This window comes from Paenibacillus sp. NPDC093718 (genome assembly GCF_050279985.1).
Lineage (GTDB): Bacteria > Bacillota > Bacilli > Paenibacillales > Paenibacillaceae > Paenibacillus_AQ.
Map to the genome: position 1 here is coordinate 136,020 of NZ_JBNNUS010000007.1, position 15,970 is coordinate 151,989.

Here is a 15,970-nt window from a genome sequence, read left to right on the forward strand (position 1 = left end):
CCTTTATCATTAAGATCATATTTCGAAACCGCGTGAGATCCAAGTAAAACAATCAGCGCGTCTCGGTATTAACAACAGAGCCAGGCGGAATCACACATCTGGAATAACAAATTTTAGCCTTTCACCGAGCCAAGCAGGACGCCTTTGGCAAAATGCTTTTGCAGGAACGGATACACACACAAGATCGGAACCGTGCCGACAACGATCACGGCCATTTTGATCGATTGATCCGGCGGCTGCACGAAATTAGGGTCCATCGAGTTCAAATCGCCTGCGGCCGCTTGCGACAGCAGAACGATCTGGCGCAGCATGACCTGCAGCGGCCATTTTTCCGGATCGTTAATATACAGCAGTGCCGCAAAGAAATCGTTCCAATGCCCGACGGCGTAAAACAACGTAAACGTTGCGAGGACGGGCATTGAAAGCGGCAGCACGATCCGCCCTAAGAGGCCAAGCTCGGAGCAGCCGTCGATGCGGCCGGCCTCCTCGATCTCCTTCGGAATTTCCTGAAAAAAGTTTTTGACGATGATCAGATTAAACGCGCTGATCGCCCCTGGCAGCATGAGCGCCCAGAGCGAATCGAGCAGGTTCAGCTCCTTCACGACCAGATAAGTCGGAATCATGCCACCGCCAAACAGCATGGAGAAGATGACGAGATTCAGCACCAGATTCCGGCCGTACAATCCTCTCTTGGCTAAGGAATAGGCCATCGTGACCGTGAAAAACAGGTTGACGAGCGTGCCGATGACCGTTATGTAGACGGAGACGCCGATGCTTCTCATGATCGTATCTGTTGAAAAAATAAACTCGTAAGCATTTAAAGTAAATGATTTGGGTATGAAGAATACCGCTCTCGACGTAAGCTCCGCGTCCGAGGCAAAAGAGCCCGCAATCACGTAGACGAAAGGGAGTACGGCAGCCAGCCCGAACAACGATAGCACGATATAGTTGGCAGCGTCGAATGTGACACCGGCCGCGGTTTTGTATTGCTTGGCCATGGATTGATTCCCCTTTCTTGCTTATCAGTAAAGCCCGGATTGGCCGAACTTTTTCGCCAGCCAGTTCGTGCCGAGCACAAGCGTTACGCCAACAATCGATTTAAACAGCCCGACAGCCGTACTGTAGCTAAAAGCGCCTTGCGTAATGCCCATCGCGTATACGTATGTGTCGAACACTTCGCCTACCGAGCGGTTAAGCGGATTCAACATCAAATAAATCTGTTCGAAGCCATTGTCCAGCACGCTGCCCATCCGCAAAATCAAAAGAATCACGATCGTGCTGCGGATCGCCGGCAGTGTTATATGCCAGATTTGCCGCCAACGGTTTGCCCCGTCAATCGTCGCCGCTTCGTACTGCTCCACGTCGACGGCCGCCAGCGCCGCCAGGAATATAATCGTTCCCCAGCCGCATTCCTTCCAGATCGTCTGCAGAATAATCACGGGGCGGAACCAAGACGGATCGGACAAAAATTGGATTTTGTTCCCCGTATATTGGAATAGCAGCTCGTTGACGGTACCGCCTTCCGTGGTTAGGAACACATACGTCAGGCTTGCCACGATTACCATCGATATAAAATGCGGAACGTAAATCATCGTTTGAATCGTGCGCTTGAAGAACGAAAGCCTTACTTCGTTTAACAAGAGTGCCAGAATAATCGGAGCGGGAAAAAAGAAGATGAGATTATAGAACGATAACAACAGCGTATTACGCAGCAGCATTAAAAACTCTGGATTGTTAAAAAACAGGCGAAAATGCTCGAAGCCTACCCATTCGCTTTTCAAAAAGCCGGTAAACGGCTGATAGTTTTGAAATGCCAGCATAACCCCCCACATCGGCACGTATTTGAAAACCAAAAAATAAAGCAAGCCTGGGAGCAGCAGCAGGTATAGCCATTTGTCCCTGCGAATCCTTGCCGCGAAGCTTGTGCGGTGATCCGCCTGCTTGAACGGTTGCGGGAAATCCCTTTGAGCCGTAGCTTGCTTCATCATTCTCCACCTCCATATGTCGTTCATCGCCTCGCGAGCGGTGTGGCCTTATTATGCAGCAGCGCTTTCTTTTCCCGCAATGAGACATTTTTGAAGAGTAAAAAAGCCTCGGTTATCGGCATTTTTAAAGAAAGTGCAAAGTCGGCAAACGAGTGGTAAGACGCATATAGTCCTGTATAAAACAGTTCTTCTCACAGAAACAAAAAGCCGCCTGGTGGCGACTTCATATGCTAGTCCAATATGGACTCTATAATATGCTTTTGAGATATAGATTGCCCGGTTGGAACATGTGTATCTGTTTTGCAAATGTGATGCCTTTGTGTTATTTTCCTCCAACATGAAACACACCAATTACGGTTGTACCTTCAACATCATAGAGAGGGATATCACGACCATCTGGTGATCTGCTGTTCTGTATCGCGATGGCATCCTGGGGTGACTTTGGTTGTTCACCGTCTAAATCTTTTTTCAGCACATATCCTGCAGTGCCATCTACACCTATTGCACTGATTAATTCAGGTTCTGCTTCTGGAGAAGCAGCATCTGAGGATGAACCGTATGTCTGTCCGTTTTTATGGAAGCTGTTATATATAAAAGGATTTAAAAACAAAAAATAAAACTTCCAATTATCTAGAAGTTTTATTGTGTAGTATTGTCTTATTCAACTAAAGCCCCCGTTAGCTGTATAAGGAATGTTGGCTTCAATTGTAAAGTTAGCGCCAGCCCATTCCCCCTCAATCCTAAAAAACTCATACACAGCCTTACGGTCTGTAGGCGGTTTATCTACCCAATTTAGGAGAGTGCGAATGATTGATTCTTTTTCTGGAAAGTGATGAAGAAAGACTTCAGACTGTTCGTGAAGTCGTGTCGTCCAAATCTGAGAACGCTCCATCACCATTGAATAGTATGTTCGTATGAGTTTACGAGCGAAGCTTTGTGTAATTGTTTTAAAATCTTCTCCGGAAGCTGTTGTTAACCTTGTTAACGTTCGATTAAGAACCTCATCAATATCACCATTAAAACGGATTGCTATCTCTGATGTAAGTTTATAAGGACCAAATCGTTCTCCTAGATCCTCTCCATATACACAAACACAGATTTCCTTAAGAAATGCATTTTCGTAATAATTTGAGGGGTCAAGAGTATAGTCATAATCTGCTACAGCTATACCAACATCCCGAACTATAAAACGATTATTTTTAGATAGTTCTCCAGCAAGTTTCTTTAATTCAGCTAACTTAACAGAACTTAATTTGGTATTGAACATAGCGATAAGGTCTAAATCTGATTTAATTGCAATCGCTTCTCCTCTGGCTACGCTACCGTACACATAAACACTATGCAAATGTTGAGGAAATAAATGTTTAAGGCTCTCGATCGATTCATGAATGCAAGTAGTATAGACATCCGCAATTTTGTCTTTACTCACATCGCTTACGATAAATCCATTATGGTCTAGGCCATAACCCGCTTTTAAAATCCCTATTTCAATCACCAACTTTCCTTTTACCCAGCATTTCCCTAATTATAGCACCAAAATCATGTGACTAAAAAGCGAGTTAGGACGCTCCATCGGCTTCTTTAAAATGGCTTAACGACCATAAGCACCAATATGGCAATCATCAACAGCTGTGCTGCCGTCTCGATGGGTACGATCTTTTTGATCAGCCGTCCGAACTCGGCGGGTATCTCATTACCACGGTCTTGACTTTCAGATATGATCTTGATGATCTTTTTCATACGAGGCTCGATCCATCCGTCGATCATGACGACCATGAGCAGCGATAATAGGATGGATACATTCAGCCATGTTTGGGTTAACCCCATCTTGGTTATGATCATAAGCCAAACCCCGGTTAAAATAAGGACGGCTCCGCCAATTTTAGGCATGATGGCAAGCTTGGTCGTTATACTAAAAGTAAAGTGCAGCTGGCCGACGGTTCTAGCCGATCTACGAATGATGGGCAGCACGAAAGCGGGGCCAATAATGGCGATCGAAGCCAATATATGCAAAACGAGCAATAATCCAAACAAACTCATGCTCCCCCTTCTCCTCAGCGCACCGATATCTTGCTTTGATAGGCTAGACCGACCCTTTTTCCCTTAAACGCTCCTCCGAGCTCAAGATGGTTAAGCATACACATGACGACATCGTCATAAGCAACATTCAGCTCTTGAAATCGGCTGAACAAGTGACCGGCTATTTCTGCCTCGGAATATTCCTTTATCGTCTCCGGCATCGGAACGGGCAAGGTATCCGTTGTTACATGCAGATGAACCGGCTCTGGTTGCTCGATCGAATCCATCATGGTTCCTGGACACATCATGGACCAATCGAGCCCAGTCCGTTGCAACCTCTCGAAATTCCGGTTGTGATTTTTATACTCAGGTGGGAACCCGGGTAAATTGTTGCCGATAAGATCGGTATATGGAATATCCAGCAGACCGGCTCCTCCCATGACCCATACTCGCCCAGAGAAACTAGGCTGGATTTCACATTGGCTAATAATGTTATCGACGATACGAACAAACTCTTCCCCCTGGCCCGCATGGCCGGCTGCAATAATAGCGGCGTCTTGATGCGTGAGAGCCTCACCGACGCTCACCGGGTCCATCATATCATCCACGATCACCTTCACATGCCTTGCGGAATGCTCATCTAGCTGATCATAAAGCTTCTCAGAATTTCGCACAAATGCGGTCATTTTAAGCCCCATTTTTATCCCTTGTGCCAGCACTCTTTTCCCTGTATTCCCCGTCGCTCCAAAAACAATAATTTTCATTGTTCTTTCCTCCTCTTTATGGTCCCAAATTTTGGTTAACTCAAGCTTAGCATCGCTTCAAAATGATGTTAATAACCCACTTTAAAGTAGGGGACTTACTTAAAAGTAAGCATGACAGAAAAGGATACCATTATTATCCGCGGAGGTTGGGAGGACAGGGAAATTCTAAAGACAAGATTGGCGACGATATTACTCTAATAGGAGTTTTGTTAACTCAAACCCGATATTTCATTCTTATCAGGAGTCGGACTGTAGGTAAACAAAAGCTGCCCGGAATCCCATGGCAGCTTTTGTTTGGAGTTGATTGAATTCGTGTACAAGTTCATTGAACCAGCATTATGACGCTGACTCTTCATATTTCCGCTTATTATGATTTTCTCCCCAAGCACACATGACTTCTGCTACAGGAATCAATGTTCTGCCGTATTCGCTAAGAGAATATTCCACTTTTGGAGGGATAACAGGGTGAACAGTTCTATCGACTATGCCTTCTCGTTCCAAATGATAGCACTACAATCAAGTCAATCGTTGAAGCACTACGATCAGGTTATCCATCGGTCTTTAGTCCGTTGGCATTACCGAACACCCATTCTTTTAAGTGTATGAATGGATTGTGTATAGCCTTAAAACTCTTCCAAAACCTTGGATTTGTCGCCATAGATCTTTTCCAGGTGATCCTCTCCCCAATAGCATAAATGGTCTAATGCGGGCTTTAATCCCCAGCCGTAGACCGTTAACTCATACTCCACTTTAGGTGGGATCTCTTTATAAACCTTTCGTGCAACAATCCCGTCCTTCTCCAAGCCTCTTAGTTGAGTGGTCAGCATTTTCTGCGTAATGCCGGGCATTAACCGTCGAAGCTCAGACGTCCGTTTCCGTCCTGTCATCAAATGATAGATGATTAAAGGCTTCCATTTCCCCCCCATTACTTCTAATGCCGCCTCCACTCCAACTTTATACTTCTTTTGAACGGTATTTTTCCTCTTTTCAGTCATCTCTCATTCCCCCGTTAAAAGCCTGTGTTTTTTCTAGGAACATAAGATTCATTCATTAAGTCCGTTACTCAGGTAAGTTTCTAAGGCAACTGTCTAGGGCACTTCGATGTTTCTAGGGCACCTGTATCATCCTATAGAACTTGAAAGTGCGTACTTCCTGATTATTTTATTACTGCTTATAATAGCATCAGCCATTGATCGTGGCTACAAGATAGCTGTTGAGAAATGAGAAAGGTAGTGAAGATACAAGTATGAGAGTATTAAGCGTTGTTTCGCACCCAAGAAAAGATTCCCTGACCTTTAAGGTTGCCGATCGTTTCGTAAAAGGTCTTACCGCCGCGGGCCACGACTATGAGATATTGGATTTACACGAGATTGGTTTTGACCCTGTTTTAAAAGGAGTAGATGAACCTGATTGGTCTGCTGAAGAACAGTCCTTTTCCCTTGAGGTAGAACTGGAAATAAGGCGAATGAAGAAGCATGATGCCTTGGCATTTATTTTTCCAATTTGGTGGTGGCATTTGCCAGCCATGCTAAAAGGTTATATTGACCGTGTATGGAACAATGGGTTTGCGTACGGCTCGAACCAGCTTCATCATCAGCATGTCTTATGGATTGGTTTGGCGGGCGTTTCGAAAGACCAGATGAAAAAGCGTAACTATGATGAAATGATGACTCATTTGCTCAATGTGGGAATTGCGGATTATTGCGGTGTATCCAATTCAAAAGTTGAATTTTTATACGAGACTTTGGATTCCACTCCCAAGCATTATGAGATGCTGCTTAACCAAGCTTATCATTTAGGGTTGTATTATGCGAAGGAACAGTAAGCTTTAAGTTAAGTTCGAACTATCTGATTTGCTTTATAATGGGTTTACTCTAAAACCTACTTCTCTCATCAAATTCGGATAAAACCAAAGACAGAAATTCGACTCGACAACCTGGTCACTAAATATAAGTTACAATGAGACATGGTAGTAAATACCTGTACCTACTCTATTTTTCTTGGAGGTTTCATGAAACTCACCACCTTTTTTCCTTATCGAAACGATGCAAGAAAGACATTGATTCCTTATTTAAACCAATTGTCTGAGGAACAGTGGCATGCAAGGCATCCGGACCATCCGAATACGATCGCTTGGATCGTTGAGCACATCGCGCGCAGCGAAGACGAATGGATTAACGTGATCGTACTTAAGGGAGAGCGACGACTTCAACGAGTCTTGGATTGTCCTCAGCAAATTTTGCAGGCATATATCGACATACGGGACCATACAGACCATAAACTCAACTTTATGGAATACGTTGAACACGAGCCAGTCGTACAGCTCCCTCGTTTTTCAGACGGTTGGGAACCGCCTTCGCCGCCGACGCTACGATGGATCATCCATCATGTTTTCGATCATGAGTCGTACCATGTCGGTCAAATCGGCGTCATTGCACGTTTAAACGGATTCGCCGGCCCCCTCTTCTGAACGTAATGACCCGATAGCTAATCGGACAAAGCTCTTGACCCATTACGGTAATCGGTACAATTTCTTGTCCCCGGCTCGGAACAAGAAATTGTATCGATCAACAAAAAAGCCGCTAAAATAGCGACTTTCAATAAAGAGCTTGTTGTTGTGCCTCGACGTCACGACCAGCCGGATCGCTTTATAAGGTTTGTTACAAGTTCATCGTCGAAGACGATTCCGAAACCCGGCGTGGCCGGAATATGAATCTCTCCGTTTTCGATTCGATAGCCTGATACATCCATTCCTTCGATTGTAATGTCGTCATATCCACAAATTCGAAGTTTCGCACCGCGGCTGACAAATGTCCGGACGCGTAAATACCATAAGCATTTCCGTAACAATGAGGCGCGGACCGCAATCCATGGGCATCCAACTTCTCGCCTAATTCCATCCAATGCGTGAAACCGGGCCTGATGATATCGTACTGCAGCACATCGACAAGGCCGCGTGTCGCCCACTCAATTAGATGCGGTGAGGCAAGCCCTTCCCCATCCGCGATAAGCACATTTTGCCCACGTTGCCGGAGCCATTCCTTCAGGTCCTCGTACAAGGCATCATCCTCATGGAACGCTTCTTCCAGCCAATACAGATTTACATCCGCCAAAGCCGCCAAGACCTCTTTGGTTAAGTTCAAATTATATGCATTATTCGCATCAATCATGATCTTGCCTGTGGGACCTGCCACTTCCGAGATCCCGCGAACGATCGCAATATCTCGTTTCGTCCCTTCCCAGAGTGGCATATGGCGTCCGCCACGGCCAACCTTAATTTTAAAATGACGTTGGCCCTTCGCATAACCTTGCATTGCTTCCTCTTGCATCAACTCGACTGCGCTCCTCTCATCGGGCAAATGCAAATCGTCGAAGTATAGAGAGGTATCATAACAGGGAACAACCAATGGGACTCCTCTTTCCATGTGAGTACCCGAAACCAAGTCATACACTGGTTTGCCTTGTCTCTGTCCTAACCAATCCAACACTGGATATTCCAATTGCAAACGATACGCTTCGAGCAGTCTGCCCCGGTCATCAAACAAGTCAAGCAATCGGCGACCTATTATATCTTGGGCCCATTCCGGCGTCATATGAATCGAGCTACCGTAACCTGTTTGTCCATCGATCGTTATTCTGGCGATATCCACAATGCAGCTTTTGCCATGAATGCCGATTCTGCCATTGGCCCCCGCGCTTCTGGCTCGTTCTCCCGTTAACTTGGCAAATTCGATTTTTTCCACTTTCCAATCAGGTTGTATACCCGTAATATTCATAGAATCCTCCTTAACCGACTCGACGGTTTCATATCCGATATGATCCGTAAGTAGAACACCATATTATAGAATTATACTGTTAGAAGATAAGAACATTCTTCATCCATTGGAAATCTGTAAATAACCTTTCACTTCAATTGCTGTTTCCAGCCCGACATCCCATTTTTACTTTGTTTTATCCGTAACCTTCTTTTTGGCCTTGTTACCTTCTTGGTCGACAGATTCTTGATAGATGTCAGCATAAGTTTTTGAATCTATGATTAGATCGTCGCAGAAAGCCGCTACGTCACTGCCCGTCACTTCGAGCACGCCTTTCCCCAAGGCCGCGCCCTCTTCAAAAAGATCAATAATCCCCGAAAGCAAACCCGTCCCTTCCGTTAGCTCAACAGGGCCGACCTTAAAGAGATATTTTTGAATCTCTTTATAAACAATCTGATAATCTTGAGGGAGCGCTTTGACACGCGCCACGTGCGCCCGCCACTCTTTTTTGCCTTCGATGATATCTTGAATTCTCATTTTCATCCTCCTATTTACCTAATTTTTTAGCGACATTGTTGTTGAGTTGCTCGCGCCACTTGTCGCGAAAAGATTTTGCCCCTTCCTCGCCTGCCAACGCTGAACAGAAGCCTTTGATATCGCCACCCAAAACCTCTTCGACACTCTGACCGTCTGCCGCCGTTTCTTCGAGCAGTCCAAGCACACCGTCAAGAATTGGCATGAGGTTGCGACCGGTGAAATCTGAGTGCGGCCAAAGATTGGCATTAATTTTTTCCCATGCCGCTCGATAATCAGGCGGTAACTTTTTGGCCCTCAATTCAAAAGCTTTCATTTCCTTAGTCATGTCGCTTCCGGTGATTTTTTCCCAAAAATTCATTATTTTTTCTCCTTTACCTCGTTAATTTTTGATAACACGAACTCCCATTTTTCCCCTAACTTCCGTAGTTCCTTGCCCTCGCGTGATTTCGTATCCGTAGGTTAAGGTTTCTTTGCGGCTTATATTTCATGGACACAGCGCTCCAACTCCCGAATGAGCATTTCCGTCAGGTTTTCCAGTACAATCCCCGTTGCTATTCTGTAACACTGGTATAAAGTGATACATACTACAGCTATAAAGTAACACGCAGTAGATGGATTGTCAACAGCGTTTGTTCTGATTCGGATTGTACATTTTCAACTATTCTGCCGTAGTCCTTGGGGACAAGAACTTGCACCCTTAAAGGAAAAAAGCCGCTAAAATAGCGACTTTCAACGGGAGTATGTTTTGTCCTCCGGCAATAATAGTCAAATCCTTGTTATCCGTTTGTTCAAATCCAAAAAAGTTTTGCGCTAAGCGTCTGTAGCAGTGTGATATTCGCCTTCCTAACGGTTTACATCGGATCTAGCAATATGGGCATTTGCCCAATCCGCATGGTCGTAGCCAGTTCCGTCTCCGCCATCAGTCACGACCAGTTTCAGTACGTTGGCACCGGAGATATCAGCATGAACTTTTTTGACGGAATCAGATCCGGTAACAAGCCCGCTGTCATATACTTTCTCGCCGTCTGCCCAAATTTGAAAGACGACGGAGCCTCTATTTCCCACTTCATCATCGATTCCGATATCTGCCGTGAACGTTGAGAAGTTACCGCCTATATAATAAGTAATCTCAGCATTTGCATGCACACCTAAGCCTTTCGTATATTTTTCGCCGCCAATCGTTATGGTTTTTCCATCGTCTTTTGCTTTTTCACCGTTGCTTTGATCCCGTTCTACGGGCCCCCAATGATTAGCGGAATGAATCCATTCCACATCACTTACATAAGAATCGGCAGCTGGGAGCCGTTCTGGTATCCAAACTATGGAGTCGGCACTCCATTCTGTTTGCTTGTTATTTTCCCCATATTCAAATGAAAGGGTTGCCTTTAAATTTGCGAATCCAGGCTCTGCAGCATCTGGGGGTGTCACACGCCAATCCGTTTCAATCGAACTTCCAGGCGAAAGATTCGTGACCAGAGGATTTACTGCCTCTACGCTCCAACCATCAGGGGCCGTTAAGTCCAATTGGATGGCCTCGACTGTGTTTTGTCCATAATTTGTAAAGGTTGAGGTTAATAGGGCGGTTTCACCCGGAATAACATAGTAATTACGATAAGAAAATGTTGTTGCCGATTGAACATCAATCGTGTAATGCGCTTCGGGAATCCATTGCTTACGGTAAAAGTCGCGTCCTTGGACAACGACCCTATCATCGTAAATTTGCACATACAATCCTTGGCTTTCGTCCCAGTTTACTGTCGGTGCGAAGGTTGTATAATAAACAGAAGCTGTGTTGATACTCGTAAATTTATTCTGTGTCAGGTTAATATTTGGAAGTCGCATATCCCGATGGGTATGGCCAGTGAATAAAATAACTTGCGGATACTTCGAGAAGAGATCGGTTAGACGCTTTTTTGCTGTTTCATGTACGGCGGAAAGAGGCTGATGAAGAAAAACAAACATTGGCTTCTCGCTCTTGCTGCGCTTCTCCAAAGTATCTTCCAGCCAATTCAACTGCTCGTCGCTCAGATAAACATGGTCTTTTGCGGGCGAATCGACTGGCCCCCAGCTTTCAGAGCCAAGGAATATAAAAGGATAGCCATTTACGATTTTCTCGTAGTACACATGCTCCTCTTCGATAAAGTCTGCGAACCGACTGGTGTTCACTTCATTTCCTTCTCCATTAAAAAACTCATGATTCCCAATGGTCATATACAGATTTTCCGGTTTAGGAGACTGATCAAGAAGTTCGCGAGCCTTCGCATATTCTGCGGGAAAACCGTTATTCGTTATATCTCCGTTGATGACCATAGCATCTGCCAGCGGATCAGTGGAATGAAGGTCTTGAAGCGCTTTCAAAAGCTTGTTATGAGAGAACGATGTATCCCTAATATGCAGGTCACTGATCACTTGAAAGGTTGCATTTGGTTTTTTTTCATTTGCATTTGTGTCCCCTTGGGCTAATTGCGCTTGCGCTGGAGCACCTAGGGGGATAAGCATACAAGCGGCTAATCCGAGACAAGCAATAACTTTTTTCATTATTATACCCTCCTCAAAACTTTCATATTTTGTTCACTTCGCTTTTCTCCGTACAGCTACTGCGGACAATAAGTTTTGTCGGCAAATAGCTGATCAATGGCAAAGGTATCCCCCCTTCCATGCGCTGAAGCAGTAATTTGACTGCGATTCTTCCCATTTCTTCCTTGTGAACCTGTACCGTTGTTAACGGAGGGTTAATGAATTCTGACATTTCGACATTATCAAAAGAAACAACAGATATATCATTTGGAATCGATAGCCCATATTCACCAATTGCCTTGTACGCCCCAAATGCCATTTTGTCGCTAGCTGTAAATACGGCCGAAGGCGGACTCTGCGTGTTTAAAATTTTTTTCATGGCTTCATAGCTCTTGGTCAGATCAAAGCAACCGTCTTGAACCCACTCCGGAACAATTTCAAGATGGTTCAACTCCATCGCTTCTTTATAACCATAGAAACGTTCTTCTTGGTCAATCGGCATTCCAACTTGAGAGCTTCCGCCAATGTAAGCAATATTACGATGACCGAGATCTACCAAATATTGAACTGCTTGTTTTGCCGCATGACGAAAATCCACCGTAACATAATCCATTTCCAGCTTAGGTATTCCGCCCACCGATATAACAAATAGAACCCGCTTATTCAGCTCATTTATAAAATCATCCTTAAGCGGTCCGATACAAATAATTCCTAAGTCACTCTCGTTCATATCCCCAAATAAATTGAAATTGAAAATATCCTGCACCTCAAATGTAAAGTCCAATATACATTCTTGATCAAGCAATTCACTTTCGATTCCGTAAATGATTTCTGAAAAATATGGATCCTGGTATTTAGCTTTTACATCATATAGAACAAGTCCCACTTTCTTTGGAATCTTTTTATTCTCTGAAAATTTTTCGTTTTTTTGCAGTGAATTATTAAACTTATGATAACCCAGGTCCTTGGCAACTTGAATAATTCGCAGACGCGTTTGGTCGTTTACAAGTGCTGGCGAGTTTGCGTTGTTTAAAGCCCTCGAAACAGAAGAAATAGATACATTTGCATGATCGGCAATGTCTTTTAAAGTTATTTTCATATCGGCATAGCACCTGTCTGTTGTAGTTTTGGAAAGCGCTTACCTCTCCCTTTGTTGCAATCTTATACTGCATTGGCAAATTATTCAATGTTTTTTGCGCAATTTTTCATTTTTTTGCTGCAAATAATATCATTGATTGCGCAATTGATCCGTTGAGAAGGCCCTCTACCACGGCCAGCTAGCCTCGGGACAAGAACTTGTACCCTTAAAGCAAAAAAGCCGCTAAATTAGCGACTTCAATCTTTAATCACTTTCGCTGGATTACCACCAACAACCATCATGTTGTCCGGTAAATCCTTAGTCACCGCGGCTCCTGATGCGATAATGACGTGGATGGACCTTTCATTTTGATGAAGCACTGCAGTTCATATCATACTCGGAAGAAGTCTATTTGACGGAGGAACCGCGGCAGCCTCTTGATTATCGTTGATAAGCTCTTAATCCTGGGATGGATCCTCATCCATGCCGACGGCAAAATCAAATACACTGTCTTGCGGAACGCTCGTGAGATCCAGCTTTTGCTTCACCTGATCGTTGATATTCCCATACCAGGCCTCAAAGGAGTCATCCAACTGCTCTTCTCGATTACGATCCTCGTTCACATCCGAATCAACTTCGATTTTATTGCCTAAGACCCCATAGTCGTCTTTGGGATGGATCATACTCTATTTCAGCTCCTTAACATACGGATTGAATTAAATTTCCCTTTAAAAGCAATTCTATTCATGATCTTGCTTTTCCAACTCGGCGAACAAACATCGTTACAATAAAAAAAGCCGCTAAATTAGCGACTTTGCATGGTACTTTATTCTTGTCTAGCGACATGTTTCTACATTCTACCGCGAGTTATCGAATAACCCTCTACGAATCAAGTTTGCTGTAACCGGCGTCTTTCCGATTTCTCGTGACCATATTGACAATTGTCCGATATGGTGAATTTCGTGGGCGATCACGTGCCGCATCACTTCACCGAATTTAAAGCTTTCCTGCTCTCCGTTTTGGTTTGTATCATACATGATACGGTCTTCCAAGCTATCATTCCAAGCGTAGATGAAGGGTGCTATTTCCGCATGGCTTCGTGCCGAATAATCTCTTAATCCCTGCACGCTGGCACAATCCTCGAACGAAGGGATTTCCGGCTCTTTTCCTTGCAAATCCCCGCACAACCAGGCATATTCAACTGTCACGATGTGATAGAGTGTGTAGAGAATGCTTCCTATGCCCCCGGTACGTCTTTTCAACAACTCTTCCTCACTCACCGTATCGCACCAGTCAAACCAATCTTTGCGAACTTGCCAGTTATACTCGAACAGTTTCAACATGTCACAGCCTCCTGTAATACAACTTTGTTACTTATACCATGATTCGCTATATAATCCTGTTATCCTCCAATCTGTGAAGATTCCTGATCCCGCGCATATGGATAATAAACATATCTCCAAGGATAACTGATCCCGATATGGCCTGTTAACGGGGGGCTTAAGTTCCTCGTAACCGCACCCTAATCTAAGGCTTTATTGCCTTGATTACCGCTGAAGCGATGTAATCCTCGATATTGGATCCCTTAATCCAATCTTTAATAAAAGCTTTGGACTCATCCTTCGGTTCAACGGAGATATCTGTAAATCCACTTTGACGGAGCATGATCTCAATTTCGTCGATTGATGATGCCCCTGAAATGCAGCCAGAATACAGTGTATTCAGATCGTTCTTTATTTCTGGAGGAAGCTCTGCTGTTGTTACAATATCGGATATCGCCAGCCGGCCGCCTTTTTTAAGAACACGAAAAGAATCATGAAATACCTGCTGCTTATCCGGCGAGAGATTCACTACACAATTCGAGATGATGACGTCCACGGTGTTATCAGCAACCGGAAGATGCTCAATTTCCCCTAAACGAAAATCTGTATTCATGAAATTCCCCTTAGTTGCATTGTTACGAGCCCGGCTAACCATTTCAGGTGTCATGTCCACGCCGATCACGGACCCTGTCTCCCCCACCTGCCGGGACGCTAAAAAGCAGTCAAACCCACCACCACTGCCTAAGTCCAGTACCACTTCACCAGGCTTTAACGACGCAATAGCTTGCGGATTGCCGCACCCCAACCCCAGATTTGCCCCGTCAGGTACCGAGTCTAATTCTTCATTAGAGTAGCCTAATTTGCTTGAAATTGTATTAAAATCAGAAGATGTTCTGCAGCAGCTGGTTTCTTGTATATTGGTTTGGCAACACGATCCAGCACTAACTTCTTGAACTGCCACTTGCTTATACCGGCTTCGTACATTCTGGCGGATTTCATCATTCGTTAACTTTGTCATGGTAGACACTCCTTATGATTAGTTTCGATACAGGCATCATTCATTGCGGATTTAGCAGCAAGCCTGAAGTGATTGCGAACAACATGGTATTGCGTCTGGTTGGCGAAAACTGGCTAAGATACGCTGCCATTTAGAACCGGACTTATCGGTAGACCATTTCCATGCTTCTCGAGCGTTCTTTTGTATCTCTAGCTCTTGTGCCTTCATCATGTACTCAACATAGTAAAAATTGTTATTCATCGGGATCCTCCTTCGTTCAAATTTGGTTATGTTAATGACCCACAGCGAATCGCTGATACGCCAATTGACATTATTTTAAGCAAGCCTCCTCATTTATTTGCATTATGCAATTAATTGAGGATAAAATTTTTTACCCGATTATAGGTTTGCAACAATGATCCGATTTAGCCATGGCTTCATTCATCAACCTGATTGAGCGTAGGACGGTTTCTTTCTCGAACTCAGTCATTGACGAAAAAATATCGTCAAAATAAGCATTCATCTGGCGATCGATCGTTGTAGCAACGTATTTTCCTTCAACGGTTAAGGAAAGCGTATAAACTCGGCGATCGGTCGGATCTGGCGTCTTTTTAATTAGATTCATTTTGATTAAAGCCTGTACCTGCCTGCTGAAAGTGGTAATATCCGTCCCCAATGTGTCTGCGATTTGCTGAATCGAAGGATGATGTTGACGATCGACTTCGAATAAGATATGGCTTTGAACCGGCGTAATGTCATTACCGCCTACGGTGCAGCAATTTTTGTTCAGTAAGCCGAAGCGGCGTGTCATAATCTGAAATAGTTCACGTGTGCTTTCCATTTGTTCTCTTCACCTCTTACTTCAGTTATACACACATTATTTGCAAAATGCAAATGTAATTTTGTGATTATTTAAATAATCTTTTAATTGATTTGTGGAACCCTTGGATACGGGAGCTCATCATGCTATCTCCGTCCTAAGACGGAGACGAAAAC

Annotated in this window: 19 protein-coding genes and 1 pseudogene; 2 read left to right on the forward strand and 18 right to left on the reverse strand. The window is 44.3% G+C overall.

Going from position 1 to position 15,970, the window contains the following annotated elements; genetic code table 11:
- Positions 1–113: 113 nt before the first annotated feature.
- The 8 genes from ACQKPA_RS21270 to ACQKPA_RS21305 all read right to left on the reverse strand — a co-directional run bounded on the left by ACQKPA_RS21270 (position 114) and on the right by ACQKPA_RS21305 (position 5,763).
- A complete protein-coding gene (locus ACQKPA_RS21270) occupies positions 114–998 on the reverse strand; it encodes a carbohydrate ABC transporter permease (protein ID WP_427494507.1) in 885 nt (294 codons plus the stop codon).
- Positions 999–1,022: 24 nt separating this feature from the next.
- Positions 1,023–1,985 carry an ABC transporter permease gene (locus ACQKPA_RS21275; RefSeq protein WP_427494786.1) on the reverse strand — a complete coding sequence of 321 codons (963 nt, stop codon included), beginning with the start codon at positions 1,983–1,985 and terminating at the stop codon, positions 1,023–1,025.
- A 322-nt stretch (positions 1,986–2,307) separates the two neighbouring features.
- Positions 2,308–2,595: a hypothetical protein gene (locus ACQKPA_RS21280; protein WP_427494508.1), complete on the reverse strand. Its 288-nt coding sequence runs from the start codon at positions 2,593–2,595 to the stop codon at positions 2,308–2,310.
- Positions 2,596–2,646: 51 nt separating this feature from the next.
- A complete protein-coding gene (locus tag ACQKPA_RS21285) occupies positions 2,647–3,480 on the reverse strand; it encodes a nucleotidyltransferase domain-containing protein (RefSeq protein ID WP_427494509.1) in 834 nt (277 codons plus the stop codon).
- Positions 3,481–3,566: 86 nt separating this feature from the next.
- A complete protein-coding gene (locus ACQKPA_RS21290) occupies positions 3,567–4,025 on the reverse strand; it encodes a DUF2269 family protein (protein ID WP_427494510.1) in 459 nt (152 codons plus the stop codon).
- A 14-nt stretch (positions 4,026–4,039) separates the two neighbouring features.
- Positions 4,040–4,768: an NAD(P)-dependent oxidoreductase gene (locus ACQKPA_RS21295; protein WP_427494511.1), complete on the reverse strand. Its 729-nt coding sequence runs from the start codon at positions 4,766–4,768 to the stop codon at positions 4,040–4,042.
- A gap of 336 nt (positions 4,769–5,104) precedes the next feature.
- Complete coding sequence (locus ACQKPA_RS21300) at positions 5,105–5,269, reverse strand: winged helix-turn-helix transcriptional regulator (protein WP_427494512.1); 165 nt, start codon at positions 5,267–5,269, stop codon at positions 5,105–5,107.
- Between the two features lie 122 nt (positions 5,270–5,391).
- On the reverse strand, positions 5,392–5,763 hold the full coding sequence (locus tag ACQKPA_RS21305; protein WP_427494513.1) for a winged helix-turn-helix transcriptional regulator: 372 nt from the start codon (positions 5,761–5,763) through the stop codon (positions 5,392–5,394).
- A gap of 251 nt (positions 5,764–6,014) precedes the next feature.
- On the opposite strand from ACQKPA_RS21305, the gene ACQKPA_RS21310 reads away from it, so the two are divergent.
- Together ACQKPA_RS21310 and ACQKPA_RS21315 are read left to right on the forward strand one after the other, a co-directional pair.
- Positions 6,015–6,593, forward strand: coding sequence for an NAD(P)H oxidoreductase (locus ACQKPA_RS21310; RefSeq protein ID WP_427494514.1), 579 nt, complete (start codon positions 6,015–6,017; stop codon positions 6,591–6,593).
- Positions 6,594–6,779: 186 nt separating this feature from the next.
- Positions 6,780–7,238: a DinB family protein gene (locus ACQKPA_RS21315; protein WP_427494515.1), complete on the forward strand. Its 459-nt coding sequence runs from the start codon at positions 6,780–6,782 to the stop codon at positions 7,236–7,238.
- Positions 7,239–7,428: 190 nt separating this feature from the next.
- Here ACQKPA_RS21315 and ACQKPA_RS21320 read toward each other — a convergent pair whose 3' ends face one another.
- From ACQKPA_RS21320 to ACQKPA_RS21365, 10 genes and pseudogenes are all read right to left on the reverse strand, one after another.
- The gene (locus ACQKPA_RS21320) at positions 7,429–8,544 is read right to left on the reverse strand and encodes an enolase C-terminal domain-like protein (protein WP_427494516.1); all 1,116 of its coding nucleotides are present in this window, start codon (positions 8,542–8,544) and stop codon (positions 7,429–7,431) included.
- Positions 8,545–8,709: 165 nt separating this feature from the next.
- A complete protein-coding gene (locus tag ACQKPA_RS21325; protein ID WP_427494517.1) occupies positions 8,710–9,060 on the reverse strand; it encodes a DUF1048 domain-containing protein in 351 nt (116 codons plus the stop codon).
- Between the two features lie 10 nt (positions 9,061–9,070).
- Positions 9,071–9,418, reverse strand: coding sequence for a DUF1048 domain-containing protein (locus ACQKPA_RS21330; protein WP_427494518.1), 348 nt, complete (start codon positions 9,416–9,418; stop codon positions 9,071–9,073).
- Positions 9,419–9,903: 485 nt separating this feature from the next.
- The gene (locus ACQKPA_RS21335) at positions 9,904–11,598 is read right to left on the reverse strand and encodes an NPCBM/NEW2 domain-containing protein (protein ID WP_427494519.1); all 1,695 of its coding nucleotides are present in this window, start codon (positions 11,596–11,598) and stop codon (positions 9,904–9,906) included.
- A 22-nt stretch (positions 11,599–11,620) separates the two neighbouring features.
- Entirely contained in the window at positions 11,621–12,676 is a 1,056-nt protein-coding gene (locus tag ACQKPA_RS21340; protein ID WP_427494520.1) for a LacI family DNA-binding transcriptional regulator, read from the reverse strand.
- Between the two features lie 236 nt (positions 12,677–12,912).
- Positions 12,913–13,008 (reverse strand): annotated as a pseudogene (locus ACQKPA_RS21345) (acetyltransferase); the annotation flags it as partial.
- 105 nt (positions 13,009–13,113) lie between these two features.
- Complete coding sequence (locus ACQKPA_RS21350) at positions 13,114–13,338, reverse strand: hypothetical protein (protein WP_216533418.1); 225 nt, start codon at positions 13,336–13,338, stop codon at positions 13,114–13,116.
- A gap of 174 nt (positions 13,339–13,512) precedes the next feature.
- Positions 13,513–13,998, reverse strand: a complete 486-nt coding sequence (locus ACQKPA_RS21355; protein ID WP_427494521.1) for a DinB family protein — start codon at positions 13,996–13,998, stop codon at positions 13,513–13,515.
- Positions 13,999–14,182: 184 nt separating this feature from the next.
- Positions 14,183–14,995, reverse strand: coding sequence for an arsenite methyltransferase (locus tag ACQKPA_RS21360; protein WP_427494522.1), 813 nt, complete (start codon positions 14,993–14,995; stop codon positions 14,183–14,185).
- A 370-nt stretch (positions 14,996–15,365) separates the two neighbouring features.
- The gene (locus tag ACQKPA_RS21365; protein WP_427494523.1) at positions 15,366–15,815 is read right to left on the reverse strand and encodes a MarR family winged helix-turn-helix transcriptional regulator; all 450 of its coding nucleotides are present in this window, start codon (positions 15,813–15,815) and stop codon (positions 15,366–15,368) included.
- Between the last annotated feature and the right edge of the window lie 155 nt (positions 15,816–15,970).

Excerpts from the sequence above, each read along its gene's own strand:
- ACQKPA_RS21270 (WP_427494507.1), bottom strand. The coding sequence starts at position 998 with ATGGCCAAGCAATACAAAACCGCGGCCGGTGTCACATTCGACGCTGCC.
- ACQKPA_RS21275 (WP_427494786.1), bottom strand. The coding sequence starts at position 1,985 with ATGAAGCAAGCTACGGCTCAAAGGGATTTCCCGCAACCGTTCAAGCAG.
- ACQKPA_RS21290 (WP_427494510.1), bottom strand. The coding sequence starts at position 4,025 with ATGAGTTTGTTTGGATTATTGCTCGTTTTGCATATATTGGCTTCGATC.
- ACQKPA_RS21295 (WP_427494511.1), bottom strand. The coding sequence starts at position 4,768 with ATGAAAATTATTGTTTTTGGAGCGACGGGGAATACAGGGAAAAGAGTG.
- ACQKPA_RS21305 (WP_427494513.1), bottom strand. The coding sequence starts at position 5,763 with ATGACTGAAAAGAGGAAAAATACCGTTCAAAAGAAGTATAAAGTTGGA.
- ACQKPA_RS21310 (WP_427494514.1), top strand. The coding sequence starts at position 6,015 with ATGAGAGTATTAAGCGTTGTTTCGCACCCAAGAAAAGATTCCCTGACC.
- ACQKPA_RS21315 (WP_427494515.1), top strand. The coding sequence starts at position 6,780 with ATGAAACTCACCACCTTTTTTCCTTATCGAAACGATGCAAGAAAGACA.
- ACQKPA_RS21320 (WP_427494516.1), bottom strand. The coding sequence starts at position 8,544 with ATGAATATTACGGGTATACAACCTGATTGGAAAGTGGAAAAAATCGAA.
- ACQKPA_RS21325 (WP_427494517.1), bottom strand. The coding sequence starts at position 9,060 with ATGAGAATTCAAGATATCATCGAAGGCAAAAAAGAGTGGCGGGCGCAC.
- ACQKPA_RS21330 (WP_427494518.1), bottom strand. The coding sequence starts at position 9,418 with ATGAATTTTTGGGAAAAAATCACCGGAAGCGACATGACTAAGGAAATG.
- ACQKPA_RS21335 (WP_427494519.1), bottom strand. The coding sequence starts at position 11,598 with ATGAAAAAAGTTATTGCTTGTCTCGGATTAGCCGCTTGTATGCTTATC.
- ACQKPA_RS21340 (WP_427494520.1), bottom strand. The coding sequence starts at position 12,676 with ATGAAAATAACTTTAAAAGACATTGCCGATCATGCAAATGTATCTATT.
- ACQKPA_RS21350 (WP_216533418.1), bottom strand. The coding sequence starts at position 13,338 with ATGATCCATCCCAAAGACGACTATGGGGTCTTAGGCAATAAAATCGAA.
- ACQKPA_RS21355 (WP_427494521.1), bottom strand. The coding sequence starts at position 13,998 with ATGTTGAAACTGTTCGAGTATAACTGGCAAGTTCGCAAAGATTGGTTT.
- ACQKPA_RS21360 (WP_427494522.1), bottom strand. The coding sequence starts at position 14,995 with ATGACAAAGTTAACGAATGATGAAATCCGCCAGAATGTACGAAGCCGG.
- ACQKPA_RS21365 (WP_427494523.1), bottom strand. The coding sequence starts at position 15,815 with ATGGAAAGCACACGTGAACTATTTCAGATTATGACACGCCGCTTCGGC.